This window comes from Streptomyces millisiae, assembly GCF_031845425.1.
In the GTDB taxonomy this organism is placed as follows: Bacteria; Actinomycetota; Actinomycetes; order Streptomycetales; family Streptomycetaceae; genus Streptomyces; species Streptomyces millisiae.
Genome location: NZ_JAVREM010000004.1, coordinates 154,234 through 168,645, shown reverse-complemented (window position 1 = coordinate 168,645; position 14,412 = coordinate 154,234). Strand labels below are relative to the sequence as shown.

The window sequence follows — 14,412 nt, the reverse complement described above, 5'->3', positions numbered from 1 at the left end:
GGCCGCTCAGTGGTCCACGGGCTCGCCGTCCAGCAGTTGCTGTCCACGCAGCAGGAACCAGGCCGCGACGGCGGCGGTCAGCAGGACCGCGGCCCCCGCGCCGGCGGCGAGCGTCAGGCCGTCGACGAAGGACTGGCGGGCGGCGTCCAGGAGCTCGGTGGCGGTGCCGGACGGCAGCTGGGCGGCGGCCTCGACGGCGCCGCCCAGCGACTCGTGTGCCGCCTCCGGGGTGCCGGCCGGGCCGGTGAAGTCCCGGTAGACGCCGGTCACGAGGGAGCCGAGCAGCGCGATGCCGAGGGCCGCGCCGAGTTCGTACGCCGTCTCGGAGACCGCGGAGGCGGCGCCCGCCCGCTCCTTGGGGACGCTGGAGAGGATGACGTCGGCGGTGACGGTGAAGGAGAAACCGGAGCCGAGGCCGACGACCAGCAGGGCGGCGCCGAGCAGCGGGTAGTCGGTGTGCTGGCCGATGACGGTGAGGGCGGCGAGCCCGAGGCCGACGGCGGCCAGGCCGCCGGCGACGACGGCCCGCACCGAGAACCGCCGCGCCGCGCGCCCCGCGAGCAGGCCGGCCGTCACCGCGCCGAGGGCGGCGGGCAGTTCGGCGAGTCCGGCTTCGAGGGGCCGCCGGTCCTGGACCAGTTGCAGGTACTGGGAGAGGAAGAAGACCAGACCGGACAAGCCGAGGATGGTCATCAGGTCGGCCATGACCGCGCCGCTGAAGCCGCGGCTGCGGAACAGCCGCATGTCGAGCAGCGGCGTCGGCAGGGTGTGCTGGCGCCGGACGAACGCGGCCAGGGCGGCGGCGCCCAGCAGGCCGGCGGCGAGCGTGCCCCAGGCGAAGCCGTGCGCGGCGGTCTCCTTGATCGCGTACACGATGCCGACCATGCCGACCAGCGACAGGGCGACGCTGACCAGGTCCCACGGTCCCGGGTTCGGGTTCCGGGACTCCGGCAGCAGCCTGGCGCCGACGAGCACAAGGACGGCCATCACCGGCACGTTGATCAGGAAGACCGAGCCCCACCAGAAGTGCTCCAGCAGGAAGCCGCCCGCGATCGGGCCGATGGCCATGCCCGCGGAGGCCGCGGCACCCCAGACGCCGATGGCGACGCTGCGTTCGCGCGGGTCGTGGAAGAGGTTCCGGATCAGGGCGAGGGTGGCGGGCATCAGCGTGGCGCCGGCGACGCCCAGCAGGGCGCGGGCCACGATCATCAGCTCGGGCGTGGCCGCGTAGGCGTTGAGCACGGATATCGCGCCGAAGGCCGTGGCGCCCAGGAGCAGGACGCGCTTGCGGCCCACGCGGTCGCCGAGGCCGCCCATGGAGATGAGCAGGCCGGCGATCACGAAGGAGTAGACGTCGCCGATCCACAGCAGCTGGGTGCCGGACGGGCCCAGGTCTTCGCTGAGGTAGGGGGTCGCGAGGCCGAGGACGGTCGCGTCGACGGCGACCAGCAGCACCGCCAGGACGAGGACGGCCAGCGCGAGCCAGCGGCCGGGGCGCCTGACCTCCCCGACGGTGTCGGCCGGCCTCGTGGTGGTGGTCATGGTTCCTCTCTCCGGATCGCGCCGCCGAGCAGCAGCTCGACGATCAGGTGGGTGAAGTCGTTGCGCGCCACCCGGCCGTCGCTCACGGCCCAGGCCGCGGAGCCGATCAGGCCGTAGAGCGCCTCGGTGAGCCAGACGGGGCTGAGGTCGACGCGGAACTCGCCGCTCTCCTGGCCGCGCCGGAACAGCGCGGCGAGACGGGCGTCGACGCGGGCCCAGCCCGCGTTCTGCTCGCCGCCCTCGAAGAGCTGGTTCTCGGTGTAGAGGAAGGCGAGCAGGGCGGCGGAGGGCTCGATCGCGGCGACCAGGCGGCGCACCGCGTCGGCGGCCGTGCCCTGCTCGGGGCGGGCCGCCGCCAGGGCGGCCTCGCACTCGGCGATGCCGAGGGCCTCCAGGGCGCGGACGAGCGCGTCGCGCCCGGCGAAGTGCCGGTGCAGCGTCGCCCGACTGATCCCGGCGGCCTGGGCGACCTCGTCCATGGTCGCGGTGGACTTGCGGGAGAGCAGTGCGGCGGCGGCCCGCAGCACGTGGTCACGATCGACAGCCATGAGACAACCGTAACTCATATGAGACATGAATGTCTCACGCCGTCCGTCTCACCCCCGCGGGCTGAGCAGCAGCAGCGCGATGTCGTCGCCGCGGCCGCCCGTCTGGTGGGAGCGGAGCAGCGTCTCGGCCAGCTCGTCCATGCTGCGCTCCGGCTGCTCCGCGATCCGCCCGAAGTGGCCGGCGAGCGCGGCGGTGGCGTCGTCGAGGTGGACGCCGGGCCGCTCGATCAGGCCGTCGGTGAAGAGCAGCAGCACCGCGCCGGGCGGCAGCGGGATCTCGACGGCCGGGTAGTCGGCGCGCGGGTCGACGCCGAGGACGGGCCCCGGCGGCACGTCCACCTCGGTGATCCGCCCGTCGGGCATCCGCAGCAGCGGCGGCGGATGGCCGGCCGTGGCCAGCCGCGCGAGCCGCCGGCGCAGGTCGAGGTGGACGTACAGGCAGCTGGTGAACAGGCCGGGGTCGAGGTCGTTGAGCAGCCGGTTGGTGCGGGTCAGCACCTCGGACGGCGCGGTGCCGGCCGCCGCGTGCACGGCCGTGCGCACCTGCCCCATCAGCGCGGCCGCCGTCACGTTGTGCCCCTGCACGTCGCCGATCGTCGCGCCCGCGCCGCCGTCGAGCTCGATCACGTCGTAGAAGTCGCCGCCGATCTCCATGCCCTTGGTGGCGGCGAGGTAGCGGGCGGCCACGTCGAGCCCGGGGATGCTGGGCAGGTCGCGCGGGAGCAGGTCCTTCTGGAGCCGACGGGCGAGCCGCTGGTTGGCGTCGAAGAGCCGGGCGCGCTCCAGGGCCTGCGCGACGACGCCGGCCAGCGAGGTCAGCAGCGTCCGCTCCTCGGCGGTGAAGTCGTGTGGCCGGTCGTAGAAGATCACCGCGCAGCCGGCCACCCGACCCGAGGTGACCAGCGGCAGGAAGGCCCACGCCGCCGAGGCGGCTTTGGCCCGGCCGGGGCCGGCGACCTCCTCCTGCGCGTCGGGGATGTGCGGGAAGCGGCGGCGCATCTCGTCCGGTGACGCGTAGTAGGTGGGGACGCCCTCGGACATGGCGGCGGCGGTCGGGCTGGTGCGGCTGGTGAGCGGCGTGCCGTCGAGCCGGTTGGCGATCTCCGGGGGGCAGCCGCGGTGCCCCACGACCCGCAGCCGGTCGCCCTCCGTGACGCACAGGATCAGCCCCTGCGCGTCGAAGGCCGGCAGCAGCTGGTCGGCGACCAGCCGCACCACGTCCGCCACGCCCGCCGCCTCGGTGAGCGTGACCGCGAGCCGCATCACCTGGTAGATCGCCCCGACCCTGGTCGGCCCCGCGGGCGGCGGCTCGCCCCGCGGCTCGGGCGGCTCCTCGGCCGGGGCCCGGGCCGGGCTCAGCCGGAGGCTGACGCCCCGGTCGCCCGGGTGCAGCTCGAACCGCAGCCAGTGCCCGGTGGCCCGCCGGGCCGTGAACGAGGTCGGCTGGCGGCTGATCACCGCCGACCTGAAGCGGTCCTCGTACGACGGGTCGGCCAGCCAGGGCACCGCCTCCCACAGCCGCGCGCCGAGCAGCTCGGCCCCGTTGGCGCCGAGCAGCGCGGCCCCGCGCTCGGTGACGAAGGCGACCCGGCCGTCGAGCGCGAGGGCGCAGGCGCCCTCCGGCAGCCGCTCGGCGAAGTCGGTCGCGGCCAGTGCCTGCTCCGGCTCCGGCATCCGGGTGCGGGGCCGTTCGATGATCGTCGGCTCCTCCGGCAGGCGCACCGGGCAGCCGCGGCGGGCCGCGTCGCGCAGCAGTGGGCCGAGGCGGCGGCAGCCGGCCTCCAGCGGCTCACGCTCGTGCGGCGCGAGCTGCGAGGGGTGCGAGCCGGGCCAGAGCACCATCAGCACGCCCCAGCACTCCTCCTCCGCCTCCTCCGACCCCGCCGTCCCGTCGGTGGTGGTGATGGGGGCGTGCGCGACGGCGTACGAGTACGGCAGCGGCACGCTCACCCGGGGCCCGCGCCGGTCGTGCCGGCCGCTCTCCTGCCAGACCAGACGCCGCTCGTTGACCGCCCTGGTCAGCGGCACCGGCACGTCCAGGCCCACCCGCGACCAGGGACCGGCGACGTCCATCGGGATGCCGCAGACCACGGCGAGCCGCAGCACGTGCTCGCCCGGGGCCAGCAGGAAGACGCCGCCGCCGTAGCCGCCGGCCTCCCGGATGACCCGGTGCAGGTGCGGGCTCAGCAGCGACAGGTCGTCGTCAGGACCTGAGCCCGAGCCCGTTCCGCAGCCCATACCAGCACGGTACGACGAGGTCACGCGGCCGGCATGCGTTGGCCATGGCCGGCCGGGCTCTGGCCGGGGGCAGGGAGGCGGACGCGCGCTGGTTCCTCGGCCGGGACGCGCTCACCGCCGAGATGGCCCTGCGCCAGCAGCGACCGTCGTGATGCTGACCTCCGACAGCGACGGCATGGTCAGGCTCCGCGGTGACCGGGTGCGGCTCGTCGCCGTCCAGCCCGCGCCCTGGCCCGGTCGGTGCGGCGCTGGCACCTGCCGGAGACCGCCCCGCTCACGGCGCGGTTCACCCAGGACGGCACCGCGCTCGTCACCTCGTCCGACGACGGAACGGTCCGCCTCTGGTCCCTCCACCCGGAACCCGCCACCGACCGGGTCCCTGACGCCACCCGCGGTGCCCCTATGCCATATTGCGGGCAAAACCCCCACCGAAAGGCATGTCATGAAGCTCGCGGTCATCGGCGGCACCGGTCTCATCGGGGCGCGGGTGGTGAAGGATCTGGACGCCGCCGGACACGAGGCGGTCCCGCACGGGAAGTCCACCGGCATCGACGTCGTCAGCGGCCAGGGCGTGGACGAGGCCGTCGCCGGGGTCGACGTCGTCGTCAACCTCACCAACTCCCCGACCTTCGACGAGGCGTCGCTGGCCTTCTTCCGGACCTCGATGGACAACCTGCTGGCCGCCGCCCAGCGCGGCGGGGTCCGGCACTTCGTCGTCCTCTCCATCGTCGGCGTGGACCAGGTGCCCGAGCTGGACTACTACCGGGCCAAGGCCCTCCAGGAGGAGATCCTGAAGTCGGGACCGATCCCGTACTCGATCGTCCGCGCCACGCAGTTCATGGAGTTCGTGGACGCGGTGATGTCCTGGACCGCCGAGGGCGAGACCGTCCGGCTGCCCGCCACGCCCATCCAGCCGATCGCCGCGAAGGACGTGGCCGCCGCCGTCGCCGAGGTCGCCGTCGGAGAGCCGCTGATGGGGGTCCGCAACGTCGGCGGGCCCGAGATCCTCCCGCTGGACGAGCTGGGCCGGATCACCCTCTCCCACCGGGCCGACGGCCGCACCGTCGTCACCGACCCCACCGCCGGCATGTTCGCCGCCGTCCGGGGTGACGTCCTCACCGACCCGAACGCGCGCCTCGCGCCGACCCGTTACACCGAATGGCTCGACTGAACCGGTGATGACCGGTAATGAACCGTCGCCCTCGGGACAAGTAATGGCGAGGTGAGGAGTCGAAGCATGACCCGGATTCTTGTCATCGACGGCGACGAACGGTTCCGCCAGGGGCTGGCCCGGCTGCTGCGCGCCGAGGGTTTCGAGGCGACCGCGGCCGCCACCGGCCGGGACGGCGCCGAACTGCTGGAACGCGACGGCGCCGACGTGGTGTTGCTCGACGCCGTGCTGCCGGACCTCTCGGGGCTTGAACTCTGCCGCCGGATCCGCGGCCGCTCGCAGGCCGCGGTGATCTTCGTCAGCGCGCGGGACAGCGAACTCGACCGCGTCGTCGGCCTGGAGGTCGGGGCCGACGACTACGTCGCCAAGCCGTTCTCCGCGCGCGAACTCGTCGCCCGCGTCCGGGCTGTGCTGCGCCGCCGCGACGAGTGGCACCCGGTCGACGACGACCCGACGGCCCTGGAGGCGGGACCGGTCAGGATCGACATCGAACGCCACCAGGTCGCCGTCGCCGGCCGCCAGGTCGGCCTGCCCCTGCGGGAGTTCGACCTGCTGGCGTACCTGCTCCGCAACGCCGGCCGCGTCCTCACCCGCGGCCAGCTCATGGACCGCGTCTGGGGCGCCGACTACGTCGGCGACACCAAGACGCTCGACGTCCACGTCAAACGCCTCCGCGACAAGATCGAGCCGGACCCCGGAGCGCCACGCCACCTGCTGACGATCCGGGGCCTCGGCTACAAGTTCCAGCCGTGAGGCGGGATCAGCCGCCCGCACCGTCGAGCAGCCTGCTGTAGCGAAGTCGCAGGGCGCGCTCCGTGCTGGCCGCCGCGGTGCCGAGCGCCAGCACGGCGTTGAACCACCCTGGCGGGTCGACGGGCGAGGTGAAGGTCCCGACGCGCCGGGCGAAGGGTTCCACCTGGCTGATCGCTTCGACGACCTGGGGGACGAGGAGCGCCAGGGCGATGCCGAGCACGATCGTCGAGAGGGCGCCGATCCCGCGGCTCAGCATGGGGTGCGCCCGGTCGAGGCGCGCGCGACGCCCCTCGGCCGAGCGGGGGTCGGGGACGAGCTGCCGCTCGGCCCCGTCGGTGGTGACGTAGTGGCACCGCTTCAGTCCGAAGGCGCTCATCGCCACCTCGACGGTGCCGCCAGGGACGGGGAAGACGGCGGGGAGCCGGCACTCGGCGTGGTGCCTGCCGTCGAGGTACAGATGGGCCCTCACCTTTCCGGACGACTGGTTCTGCCAGTGTCTGACGTCGACGGCGTAGAGCGCCTGCCGGCCGTCGTCGCCCGTCAGCCGAAGGTGGAACAGCGCGCGGAAGGGCGACTGCCACCAGCGGAACCTCTTCAACGCCCGCCCGTCCCCCGGCCGCACCCGCCGGAGGGCACGCCCGCGCCGCACCTTCCCGATCACGGCTCGGCCGGGCAGGCGAGGTCACGCGCGGGGCGCTGCCCGGTGGTCAGGAACGTCGTCACCGTGTCGTTGGCGCAGGTGTTCGCGCCGAACGGGTAGACGCCGTGCCCGCCCTGGTCGACCGTCACCATCCTGGCCCGGTCCCCCAACGCCCGCCGCATCTCCCGGGCGCCGACCAGCGGCGTTCCCGGGTCGCGCTCGTTCTGCGCCATGAGCACGTTCGACGGGCCCCGGTCGCCGATCTCCAGCGGCGGTTCGATCCCCTCCGTCGGCCAGAACGCGCACGGCCCGATGTTGGCCGAGGAGCCGCCGAGCATCGGGTACCGCTGACGGTCGTGTGCGACGTTCCGCTGGTACTCGCGGACCGTGTCCGGCCAGCGCGAGTCGGCGCAGATCACATGGAGCCGCGCGGACATGACGTTCTCCATGTTCGGCATCGGTGGCAGGGGCGGCGGGGCCTGGCCCGCGTCGAGCGCCCGCCAGCCCTCGGCCAGCTCGGGCATCAGCGCGTCGGTGTAGAGGCGGTCGAAGGTGTACCCCCGGAACCACGTCCCGTCGATGCCGTCGACCGGCTCCTCGTCCAACCGTTCCGCGAGCTCGTGGAACGTCGCGGTCACCTGCTCGGGCGTGCTGCCCAGACCGTACTCGGGGCGGGCGGCCGCGAACGCCGCGAAGTCCGGGAACCGCTCCTCGAGCCCCTGGGCGAACCTCCGCATGGTCGTCACGTCGTAGCCGCCGGGGCCCGGGTTGCTGTCGAGCACGATCCGGTCGCCGCGCTCGGGGAACATCGTCGCGTACGCCGCGCCGAGGTAGGAGCCGTAGGAGCCGCCGAGGAACGACACCCGTCGCTCGCCCAGCGCCGCCCTGATCCGGTCCATGTCGCGCGCGTTGTTCGCGGTGGTGGTGTGCGGCAGCATCCAGGCCGTCGACGAGGCGGCGCACTGCTCGGCGACGGTCCGCGCGTACGCCGCCTCCCGCGTGACGTCGGCGGCGGTGTCCGCGTAGCCCGGGATGGCGCCGCGCCCCTGCTGCTCCGGCGTCAGGTCGCAGGTCACCGGCGTGCTGTGACCGACGCCCCGCGTGTCGAAGCCGATCACGTCGTAGGAGTCGAGCACCTCCTGCGGCAGCCCCGCCCAGGCGAGCACGGCCGGGTAGCCAAGGCCCGGGAGGCCGGGGCCGCCCGGGTTGGTCAGCAGCACGCCCCGGCGCCGCGACGGGTTCTCGCTCGCCAGCCGGGAGACGGCGATCTCGATCTGCCGGCCGTCCGGGTCCCGGTAGTCCAGGGGGACGTCGAGCGTTCCGCACTCCAGCCGTGGTGTGGTCACCTCCTCGGGGCACGGTCCCCACTCCACGGTCTCGGGCACCGTCACCGTCACCGTGGTGGGGGTCGCCGCGGCGGCCGCCGGAACCGCCGTCGTCACCACCGCCGTGGCGGCGAGGGCGAGAGCCAGGCTTCTGTGCATCTGTCGGTCTCCTCTTCTCCCGGTGTGGGTCCGACTCTCTCCACCGGGCCCCCGCCGGCACATCGGCCCGGCGGCTCGAACCGCCTTCGACCCAGGTCGAGGTGGCGGTTCGACTCGGGTCGAAGGCGCATCGGCCGCTGGTCCGACGCGCCGGGCCGCGCCCGGTCGCGATACTGGTCGGGTGAACGCGGAGGCGGCGCCACGGCTCGGAGCGTGGCAACAGGCGGGGCGGCTGGCGGCGGCCGCCGCCGTGGGCGTGCCCTTCTGGCTCTCCACCGGGGTGGTGCTGTCGCGGGAACAGGCGACCGGACCGGGTTCCTGGTGGGCCGTCGGCGATCCGCTGGTGGCCCTGGGGTGTCTGGCGGTGCTTCCCCTGCGGCGGCGCTTCCCGCTCGCCGTCGCCATGACGGTCGCGATCGCCTCCGCCGCCTCGGCCCTCGCCGCCGGCGTCGCGCTGCTGGCGCTCGGCTCGCTCGCCACCCGACGCCGCCCCGTGGAGATCGGGGTCGTGGTGCTGGCCTATGTGGCCTCGTCGCAGATCGCCCTCGGCATCTACCCGGTGGAGAGCCCGACCGGCCCGTTGTGGCTCCGCCTCGCGCTCCCGACGCTGATCGCGGGGATCGCGGTGGCCGTGGGCGTGGCCGTCGGCGCGCGGCGCGCCGAGATGCGGTCGCTGCGCGAGCGGGCGGAGAGCGCGGAGCGGGAACAGCTGGCACGGGCCGCGCAGGCGCGGGCGCTGGAACGGAACCGGATCGCCCGCGAGATGCACGACGTGCTCGCGCACCGGATCTCCCTGGTCGCCATGCAGGCCGGGGTGCTCGACCACCGCGCCGACCTCACGGCCGAGCAGCACCGCACGCTGGTCCGCGGCATCGCCGACAGCTCCCACCAGGCCCTGGAGGAACTGCGGGACGTCCTCGGCGTGCTCCGGGCAGACCCGGACCGCCCGGAGCCACCACAGCCGTCCTTCGACCACATACCGGAGCTGGTGACCGACGCCCGCGCCTCCGGGATGGCCGTCACGCTCGGCACCACCGTGACGGGAAGCCCGTCCGACACCGTCGGCCGGACCTGCTACCGGATCGTCCAGGAAGGACTGACCAACGCCGCCAAACACGCCCCGGGCGCGGCCGTGGACATCACCGTCGAGGGGCGGCCCGGCGGCGAACTCCGAATCGTCGTCCGCAACGCCCCGGCCACCGCGGGTGCCACGCGACCGCCGTCGTCCGGGTTCGGCCTGCTCGGCCTCGCCGAACGGATGGCCCTCGCCGGCGGGGAACTCGACCACCACCCCACGCCGGACGACGGGTACGTCCTCACCGCGTGCCTGCCCTGGCCGTAGCACACCGACGAGGGAGAGCCCGAGTGGCCAGTGAGCGGGAGCCGGTGCGCGTCGTCATCGTCGACGACGACCAGTTGGTGCGCTTGGCGCTGCGACTCGTCATCGAGGGCGAACCTGACCTGACCGTCGTCGCGGAGGCGGCCGACGGGGACGCCGCGATCGCCGTGGTGGACGAGCGGCGTCCCGACGTGGTGCTGATGGACGTGCGGATGTCCGGCCGGGACGGTCTCAGCGCGACGCGGGAGATCCTGACCCGGCCGGCGCCGCCACGGGTCCTGGTGCTGACCACGTTCGACTCCGACGACCTGGTGCTCGGCGCGCTGCGCGCCGGAGCGCTCGGGTTCGTCCTCAAGGACACCCCGCCGCCACGGATCGTCGACGCGGTGCGGACGGTCGCGGAGGGGAAACCCGCGCTGTCCCCGGCAGCCATGGCCCGGGTGATCGCCGCGGCCACCGGGCCCGGCTCCCGGGACGCCCGCGACGCGACCCGCCAGGCCGCGCGGCGGCGTCTCGAGGCGCTGAGCGAACGGGAACGCGAAACCGCCCGGGCCATCGCGGACGGCCTTGGCAACCTGGAGATCGCCGAGCGGCTGAACATCAGCGTCGCGACCGTCAAGGCGCACACCGGCAGCCTGTTCGCCAAGCTGGCGGTCGAGAACCGGGTGCAGATCGCCCTCCTGGTCCGCGACGCGGAGGAGTGACGCCCGCGCGGCGATCTGGTCATCCCGACTGGCCGATCCGCCCGGCGAACCGCTCGTGGGCGATGGCCGCCGCGACGGCCTCGCAGAGCGCGTCGGCGTCCGTGACCACGCTCGCGACCGCCGCCGGCGCGACCAGCCAGCGGCGGCCGCAGATCGCCCGCCGGCCGTTGGCGGCGCTGGCCCCCGGCGCGGGCCACCGCATCACGCCGTCCGCGACGGCCACGGTCCCGCCGATCGTCGGCCAACTGGCCGCCGTGCCGCACGGCACCAGGAACTCCACGGCGCCGCGCAACGGCACCTCCAACACCAGGCCGACCGGCTCCCCGGCCCGCCGCAACCGGTGCAGCGCCGCCTCCCCGAGGTCACGCGTCACGCGCACGGCCTCCCACAGCCCACCGATCGGCACCTCGATGGCACGGTTCCACCGCCACCGGTCGAGGACCACTTCACCGGCCGCCCCGGCGGCCACCGCCCACGAAAGGGCGGAAGTTTCGTCGTTCATGGGAAAGAAGGTGGCCGAGCGCGCCATACTCTGCCCAGTGACGGATCGGGTACGCACTGTGCGTACTGGCTCGCGGAGGAGACGGCGTCATGGCGAAGGAACCCCAACTGCCCGTCGTTCACCGGTACTTCGGCCAGCAGTTCCAGCTGTGGCGAGCCGGCGCGCAGGTCCGTCGCGAGGACATCGCGGAGGCGGCGCGGTACTCCGTCGACACCGTCAAGTCCGTGGAACAGGGCCGCCGCCCGGTGCCGCCGCGCCTCGCCGAGATCGCCGACGAGATGTGCGGGGCGAGGGGGAAGCTGGTGGCGGGGCTCTCGTACCTGAACCAGGAGAAGAAGATTCCGGAGCGGTCCAAGGACTTCTTCGAGTACGAGGGCGACGCGATCGCGCTGAGTTCGTACGAAGTCTCCCTGATCCCGGGGCTTTTGCAGACGGAGGCCACCATCCGGGCGCTGCTCAACGCGCATCGGCCCGCGCTGGACGACGAGACGCTGGAGGAGCGGTTCAAGTTCCGTGTCGCACGTCAGCGGGTGCTGACCCAGAAGCCGATCGTGGACTGCTGCTTCGTGATCTACGAGGCCGCGCTGCGCTGCCCTGTCGGCGGTCCGGAGGTCCACAAGGAGCAGCTTCTGCACCTGCTGAAGCTGGCCGAGCTGCGCAACATCACCCTTCAGGTGCTGCCGTACGACCGGGGTGCGCACGCGGGGCTGAACGGCCCGATGGTGCTGCTGGAGACCACGAACCACGAGCACTTCAGCCTGGTCGAAGGGCAGTCCCTGAGCCAGTTCACCTCCGAGCCCGAAGAGGTGAGCATGCTCACCCAACGCTATGGGATGATCCGCATGCAGGCTCTGAACGCGGAGGAGTCTCTTCGTTTCATCCAGCGATTGGTTGATGAGCTATGAGCGACGAACTGGTCTGGTTCAAGTCCAGCTACAGCGACACCGAGGGCAGCAACTGCGTCGAAGTGGCCCTGGCCTGGCGCAAGTCGACGTACAGCGACACCGAGGGCAGCGCCTGCGTCGAGCTGGCCGCCACTCCCTCCACCATCCACGTCCGGGACTCCAAGGTCGCCCCGGTCGGCCCTCAACTCAGCTTCCCGCCGGCCGTGTTCGGCCGGTTCATCGGCTCGTTGCGTTCCTGACGCGCGTCGATCCGCTCGGCGAGCCGCCGCCGGTAGTTCGGGCAGTGGGTGACGTCCTCGTACGCGCAGTTCAGGCCGCCCTCGATCAGCTCCAACGAGGCCCGGGCCGCCGCGATTCTCGACCGAAGCTCCTCGGCTGCCGGGCGCAGGATCTCGTGCCGGGTGGCGCGGTCGGTGGTCGCGGACAGGCTCCTGATGGTGGTCAGGCCGAGGCCGGCCTCCTTCAGGATGAGGATCGTGGCCACGCGGTTGAGGTCGTCCGCGCCGTAGCGGCGGCGTCCGCCGGCGTCCCGTGCGGGGTGCAGCAGGCCCATCGTCTCCCAGTGGCGCAGCACGTGCGTGGCCAGGCCGAACCGTGCGCCGAGGTCGCCGATACTCAACGCGGGGCCGTCTTCGCTTGACTTCATGCCGACATTAAGTCGCAGCATGACGGCCATGTCCAAGAACGAGGAAGCGGTGGCCGAGCACCGCGACACCGAAGCCCTCCTGGCCGTACTCGACGCCGCTGACCAGCTGCCGAGCGCGGTCCTGCTGCGGGACCGCTCCTACGAACTGCTGTCTCTCGTCCCGGGCTCGACCGTCGTGGACGTCGGCTGCGGCGCCGGGCGAGCCGTCGCCGAGCTGGCCGAACGTGGGGTCCACGCGGTGGGCGTGGACCCCAGCCCGGTGATGCTGGCCGCGGCCCGGACGCGGTGGCCGGGGGGCGAGTTCCGGGAGGCGGGGGCGGAGGAGCTGCCGTTCGCCGACGGAAGCGTGCACGGCTACCGTGCCGACAAGGTCTTCCACGTCCTGCGGGAGCCGGGGCGCGCGCTGGCGGAGGCGCGACGGGTCCTCCGCCCGGGCGGCAGGATCGTCCTGGTCGGTCAGGACTGGGACGCCATCATGATCGACTCGGATGACGCGGCGCTCACCCGCACGATCGTGCACGCCCGCGCCGACCTCCTGGGCACGCCCCGCGCCGGCCGCCAGTACCGCGACCTGCTGCTGGCCGGCGGCTTCGACGATGTCACGGTCGAGGCGCACACCAGCGTGTTCACCGATCCCGGGTCGCTGCCGCTGCTCGCGAGGCTCGCCGAGCCGGCCTGCGCCAGCGGCGCCGTCAGCCGCGACCAGGCCGACGAGTGGCTGGCCGAACAGCGCCGGCGCGCCGAGGCCGGCCGCCTCCTCGTCGCCATTCCGTTCTTCGTGGCCGCCGGTGCTACACCTCGGCCTTGACCCACTCGACGAACTGAACCACCACTCCATTGGGGTCGGTGATCTGGAAGAGCCGCTCGCCCCACGGCTCCTCGCGCAGCGGCATGGTGATGGCGACGCCCGCCTCCCGCAGCCGCCGCTCCTCGGCCGCCAGGCCGCCGTCGACGGTGAACGCCAGGATGAGGCCGGTGGCGTGCCGGTCGCGCTGCTCGGCGGGGAGGACGTCGATGCCGCGCCGCAGCAGGACGATGTCGCAGGCCGCGTCGTCGTGGGTGAGGGAGGCGAAGCCGTCGGCGGCGGCCTGCTCGCGGTAGCCGAGGTGGGTGGTGAGGAACGCCTGGGACGCGGCCACGTCGTCGACGGTGAGCGAGACGGTTGACGCGGTGATCTGCAAGAGGGGTCCTCTCGGGGGGAAACTTACGACCGGCATAACTTTAGCCCGAGGCTATCGCGGCGTCAACGTATTTTTACGTCGGGGGTAAGATTTCCTCCGTGGTGGACGAGACGACGGGGCTCAGGGAGTCCAAGAAGCGGGAGACGCGGCAGCTGATCTCCGACCAGGCGACGCGGCTGTTCCTGGCGCGGGGTTTCGAGCGGACGACCATCGCGGAGATCGCCGGCGCGGCCCGGGTCGCGAAGAAGACGGTCACCAACTACTTCGCGCGCAAGGAGGACCTGGCGCTCGACCACCACGAGGCGTTCGTCGCCGGGCTGGCCGGCGCCGTGGCCGGGCGGGCGGCGGGGGAGTCCGCGCTGGCCGCGCTGCGGCGGGCGTTCCTCGCCGCCGTCGAGGCGCGGGACCCCGTGGCCGGCTTCAGCGGGCCGGCGTTCTCCCGGATGGTCGCCGACAGCCCGACCCTCACCACCCGGCTGCGCGACCTGCACGACCAGCGGGAGCACGCGCTGGCCGAGGTCCTGGCGGCGGAGACCGGCGCCGCCGACGACGACCTCACGCCCCGCGCCGTCGCCGCCCAACTCGGCGCCGCGCACCGGGTGCTGTTCCAGCGCATCCAGGAACTGACGCTGGCCGGGCGGGACGAGGACGAGGTCGCGGCCGTCGTCTCCCGCGAGGCGGCCCTGGTGTTCGACCTGCTGGAGCCCGCCCTCGGCGACTACGCGACCGCCGACGCCTGACGCTTGACCCTGACGCAGC

General features: G+C 73.5%; 16 protein-coding genes. 8 read left to right on the top strand and 8 right to left on the bottom strand.

What is annotated here, in order from left to right; translation table 11 throughout:
* Window positions 1-6: 6 nt before the first annotated feature.
* The 3 genes from RNC47_RS06630 to RNC47_RS06620 are packed head-to-tail and all read right to left on the bottom strand — an operon-like array spanning window position 7 to window position 4,328.
* Window positions 7-1,542, bottom strand: a complete 1,536-nt coding sequence (locus tag RNC47_RS06630; protein WP_311596388.1) for an MFS transporter — start codon at window positions 1,540-1,542, stop codon at window positions 7-9.
* Window positions 1,539-2,090 (bottom strand): TetR/AcrR family transcriptional regulator, encoded by a 552-nt coding sequence (locus tag RNC47_RS06625; protein ID WP_311596386.1) that lies wholly within the window; start codon window positions 2,088-2,090, stop codon window positions 1,539-1,541. The genes RNC47_RS06630 and RNC47_RS06625 overlap by 4 nt, the downstream gene beginning before the upstream one ends.
* A 48-nt stretch (window positions 2,091-2,138) precedes the next feature.
* Complete coding sequence (locus RNC47_RS06620) at window positions 2,139-4,328, bottom strand: SpoIIE family protein phosphatase (RefSeq protein ID WP_311596384.1); 2,190 nt, start codon at window positions 4,326-4,328, stop codon at window positions 2,139-2,141.
* Between the two features lie 442 nt (window positions 4,329-4,770).
* On the opposite strand from RNC47_RS06620, the gene RNC47_RS06615 reads away from it, so the two are divergent.
* The gene (locus RNC47_RS06615) at window positions 4,771-5,499 is read left to right on the top strand and encodes an SDR family oxidoreductase (protein WP_311596382.1); all 729 of its coding nucleotides are present in this window, start codon (window positions 4,771-4,773) and stop codon (window positions 5,497-5,499) included.
* Window positions 5,500-5,565: 66 nt separating this feature from the next.
* The gene (locus RNC47_RS06610; RefSeq protein ID WP_311596380.1) at window positions 5,566-6,252 is read left to right on the top strand and encodes a response regulator transcription factor; all 687 of its coding nucleotides are present in this window, start codon (window positions 5,566-5,568) and stop codon (window positions 6,250-6,252) included.
* A gap of 7 nt (window positions 6,253-6,259) precedes the next feature.
* Here the strand turns inward: RNC47_RS06610 and RNC47_RS06605 are convergent, their stop codons facing one another.
* Both RNC47_RS06605 and RNC47_RS06600 read right to left on the bottom strand, forming a co-directional pair.
* Entirely contained in the window at window positions 6,260-6,913 is a 654-nt protein-coding gene (locus RNC47_RS06605) for a hypothetical protein (protein WP_311596378.1), read from the bottom strand.
* Window positions 6,910-8,376, bottom strand: coding sequence for an alpha/beta hydrolase (locus tag RNC47_RS06600; protein WP_311596377.1), 1,467 nt, complete (start codon window positions 8,374-8,376; stop codon window positions 6,910-6,912). The genes RNC47_RS06605 and RNC47_RS06600 overlap by 4 nt, the downstream gene beginning before the upstream one ends.
* A 181-nt stretch (window positions 8,377-8,557) precedes the next feature.
* Between RNC47_RS06600 and RNC47_RS06595 the strand changes: the two genes are divergently transcribed.
* Together RNC47_RS06595 and RNC47_RS06590 are read left to right on the top strand one after the other, a co-directional pair.
* Complete coding sequence (locus RNC47_RS06595; protein ID WP_311596375.1) at window positions 8,558-9,718, top strand: sensor histidine kinase; 1,161 nt, start codon at window positions 8,558-8,560, stop codon at window positions 9,716-9,718.
* A gap of 23 nt (window positions 9,719-9,741) precedes the next feature.
* Window positions 9,742-10,419: a response regulator transcription factor gene (locus RNC47_RS06590; protein ID WP_311596373.1), complete on the top strand. Its 678-nt coding sequence runs from the start codon at window positions 9,742-9,744 to the stop codon at window positions 10,417-10,419.
* A gap of 19 nt (window positions 10,420-10,438) precedes the next feature.
* Here RNC47_RS06590 and RNC47_RS06585 read toward each other — a convergent pair whose 3' ends face one another.
* A complete protein-coding gene (locus RNC47_RS06585; protein ID WP_311596371.1) occupies window positions 10,439-10,921 on the bottom strand; it encodes a hypothetical protein in 483 nt (160 codons plus the stop codon).
* Window positions 10,922-11,010: 89 nt separating this feature from the next.
* On the opposite strand from RNC47_RS06585, the gene RNC47_RS06580 reads away from it, so the two are divergent.
* The gene (locus RNC47_RS06580; RefSeq protein WP_311596369.1) at window positions 11,011-11,826 is read left to right on the top strand and encodes a helix-turn-helix domain-containing protein; all 816 of its coding nucleotides are present in this window, start codon (window positions 11,011-11,013) and stop codon (window positions 11,824-11,826) included.
* Window positions 11,823-12,065, top strand: a complete 243-nt coding sequence (locus RNC47_RS06575) for a DUF397 domain-containing protein (protein ID WP_311596367.1) — start codon at window positions 11,823-11,825, stop codon at window positions 12,063-12,065. Before RNC47_RS06580 ends, RNC47_RS06575 begins: the two co-directional genes overlap by 4 nt.
* Here the strand turns inward: RNC47_RS06575 and RNC47_RS06570 are convergent.
* Complete coding sequence (locus RNC47_RS06570) at window positions 12,008-12,472, bottom strand: MerR family transcriptional regulator (protein ID WP_311596365.1); 465 nt, start codon at window positions 12,470-12,472, stop codon at window positions 12,008-12,010. The two genes, RNC47_RS06575 and RNC47_RS06570, sit on opposite strands and share 58 nt — an antisense overlap.
* Window positions 12,473-12,500: 28 nt before the next feature.
* Here RNC47_RS06570 and RNC47_RS06565 point away from each other — a divergent pair, with 28 nt between their 5' ends.
* On the top strand, window positions 12,501-13,280 hold the full coding sequence (locus RNC47_RS06565) for a methyltransferase domain-containing protein (protein WP_311596363.1): 780 nt from the start codon (window positions 12,501-12,503) through the stop codon (window positions 13,278-13,280).
* On the opposite strand, the gene RNC47_RS06560 is transcribed toward RNC47_RS06565, so the two are convergent.
* Complete coding sequence (locus RNC47_RS06560) at window positions 13,264-13,653, bottom strand: VOC family protein (protein WP_311596361.1); 390 nt, start codon at window positions 13,651-13,653, stop codon at window positions 13,264-13,266. The genes RNC47_RS06565 and RNC47_RS06560 overlap by 17 nt on opposite strands.
* Before the next feature lie 98 nt (window positions 13,654-13,751).
* On the opposite strand from RNC47_RS06560, the gene RNC47_RS06555 reads away from it, so the two are divergent.
* The gene (locus RNC47_RS06555; protein WP_311596359.1) at window positions 13,752-14,393 is read left to right on the top strand and encodes a TetR/AcrR family transcriptional regulator; all 642 of its coding nucleotides are present in this window, start codon (window positions 13,752-13,754) and stop codon (window positions 14,391-14,393) included.
* Window positions 14,394-14,412: the final 19 nt, after the last annotated feature.

Coding starts and splice junctions, on each gene's coding strand:
- RNC47_RS06600 (WP_311596377.1), bottom strand. CDS start 8,376: ATGCACAGAAGCCTGGCTCTCGCCCTCGCCGCCACGGCGGTGGTGACG.
- RNC47_RS06625 (WP_311596386.1), bottom strand. CDS start 2,090: ATGGCTGTCGATCGTGACCACGTGCTGCGGGCCGCCGCCGCACTGCTC.
- RNC47_RS06630 (WP_311596388.1), bottom strand. CDS start 1,542: ATGACCACCACCACGAGGCCGGCCGACACCGTCGGGGAGGTCAGGCGC.
- RNC47_RS06610 (WP_311596380.1), top strand. CDS start 5,566: ATGACCCGGATTCTTGTCATCGACGGCGACGAACGGTTCCGCCAGGGG.
- RNC47_RS06565 (WP_311596363.1), top strand. CDS start 12,501: ATGTCCAAGAACGAGGAAGCGGTGGCCGAGCACCGCGACACCGAAGCC.
- RNC47_RS06580 (WP_311596369.1), top strand. CDS start 11,011: ATGGCGAAGGAACCCCAACTGCCCGTCGTTCACCGGTACTTCGGCCAG.
- RNC47_RS06585 (WP_311596371.1), bottom strand. CDS start 10,921: ATGAACGACGAAACTTCCGCCCTTTCGTGGGCGGTGGCCGCCGGGGCG.
- RNC47_RS06615 (WP_311596382.1), top strand. CDS start 4,771: ATGAAGCTCGCGGTCATCGGCGGCACCGGTCTCATCGGGGCGCGGGTG.
- RNC47_RS06575 (WP_311596367.1), top strand. CDS start 11,823: ATGAGCGACGAACTGGTCTGGTTCAAGTCCAGCTACAGCGACACCGAG.
- RNC47_RS06620 (WP_311596384.1), bottom strand. CDS start 4,328: ATGGGCTGCGGAACGGGCTCGGGCTCAGGTCCTGACGACGACCTGTCG.
- RNC47_RS06570 (WP_311596365.1), bottom strand. CDS start 12,472: ATGAAGTCAAGCGAAGACGGCCCCGCGTTGAGTATCGGCGACCTCGGC.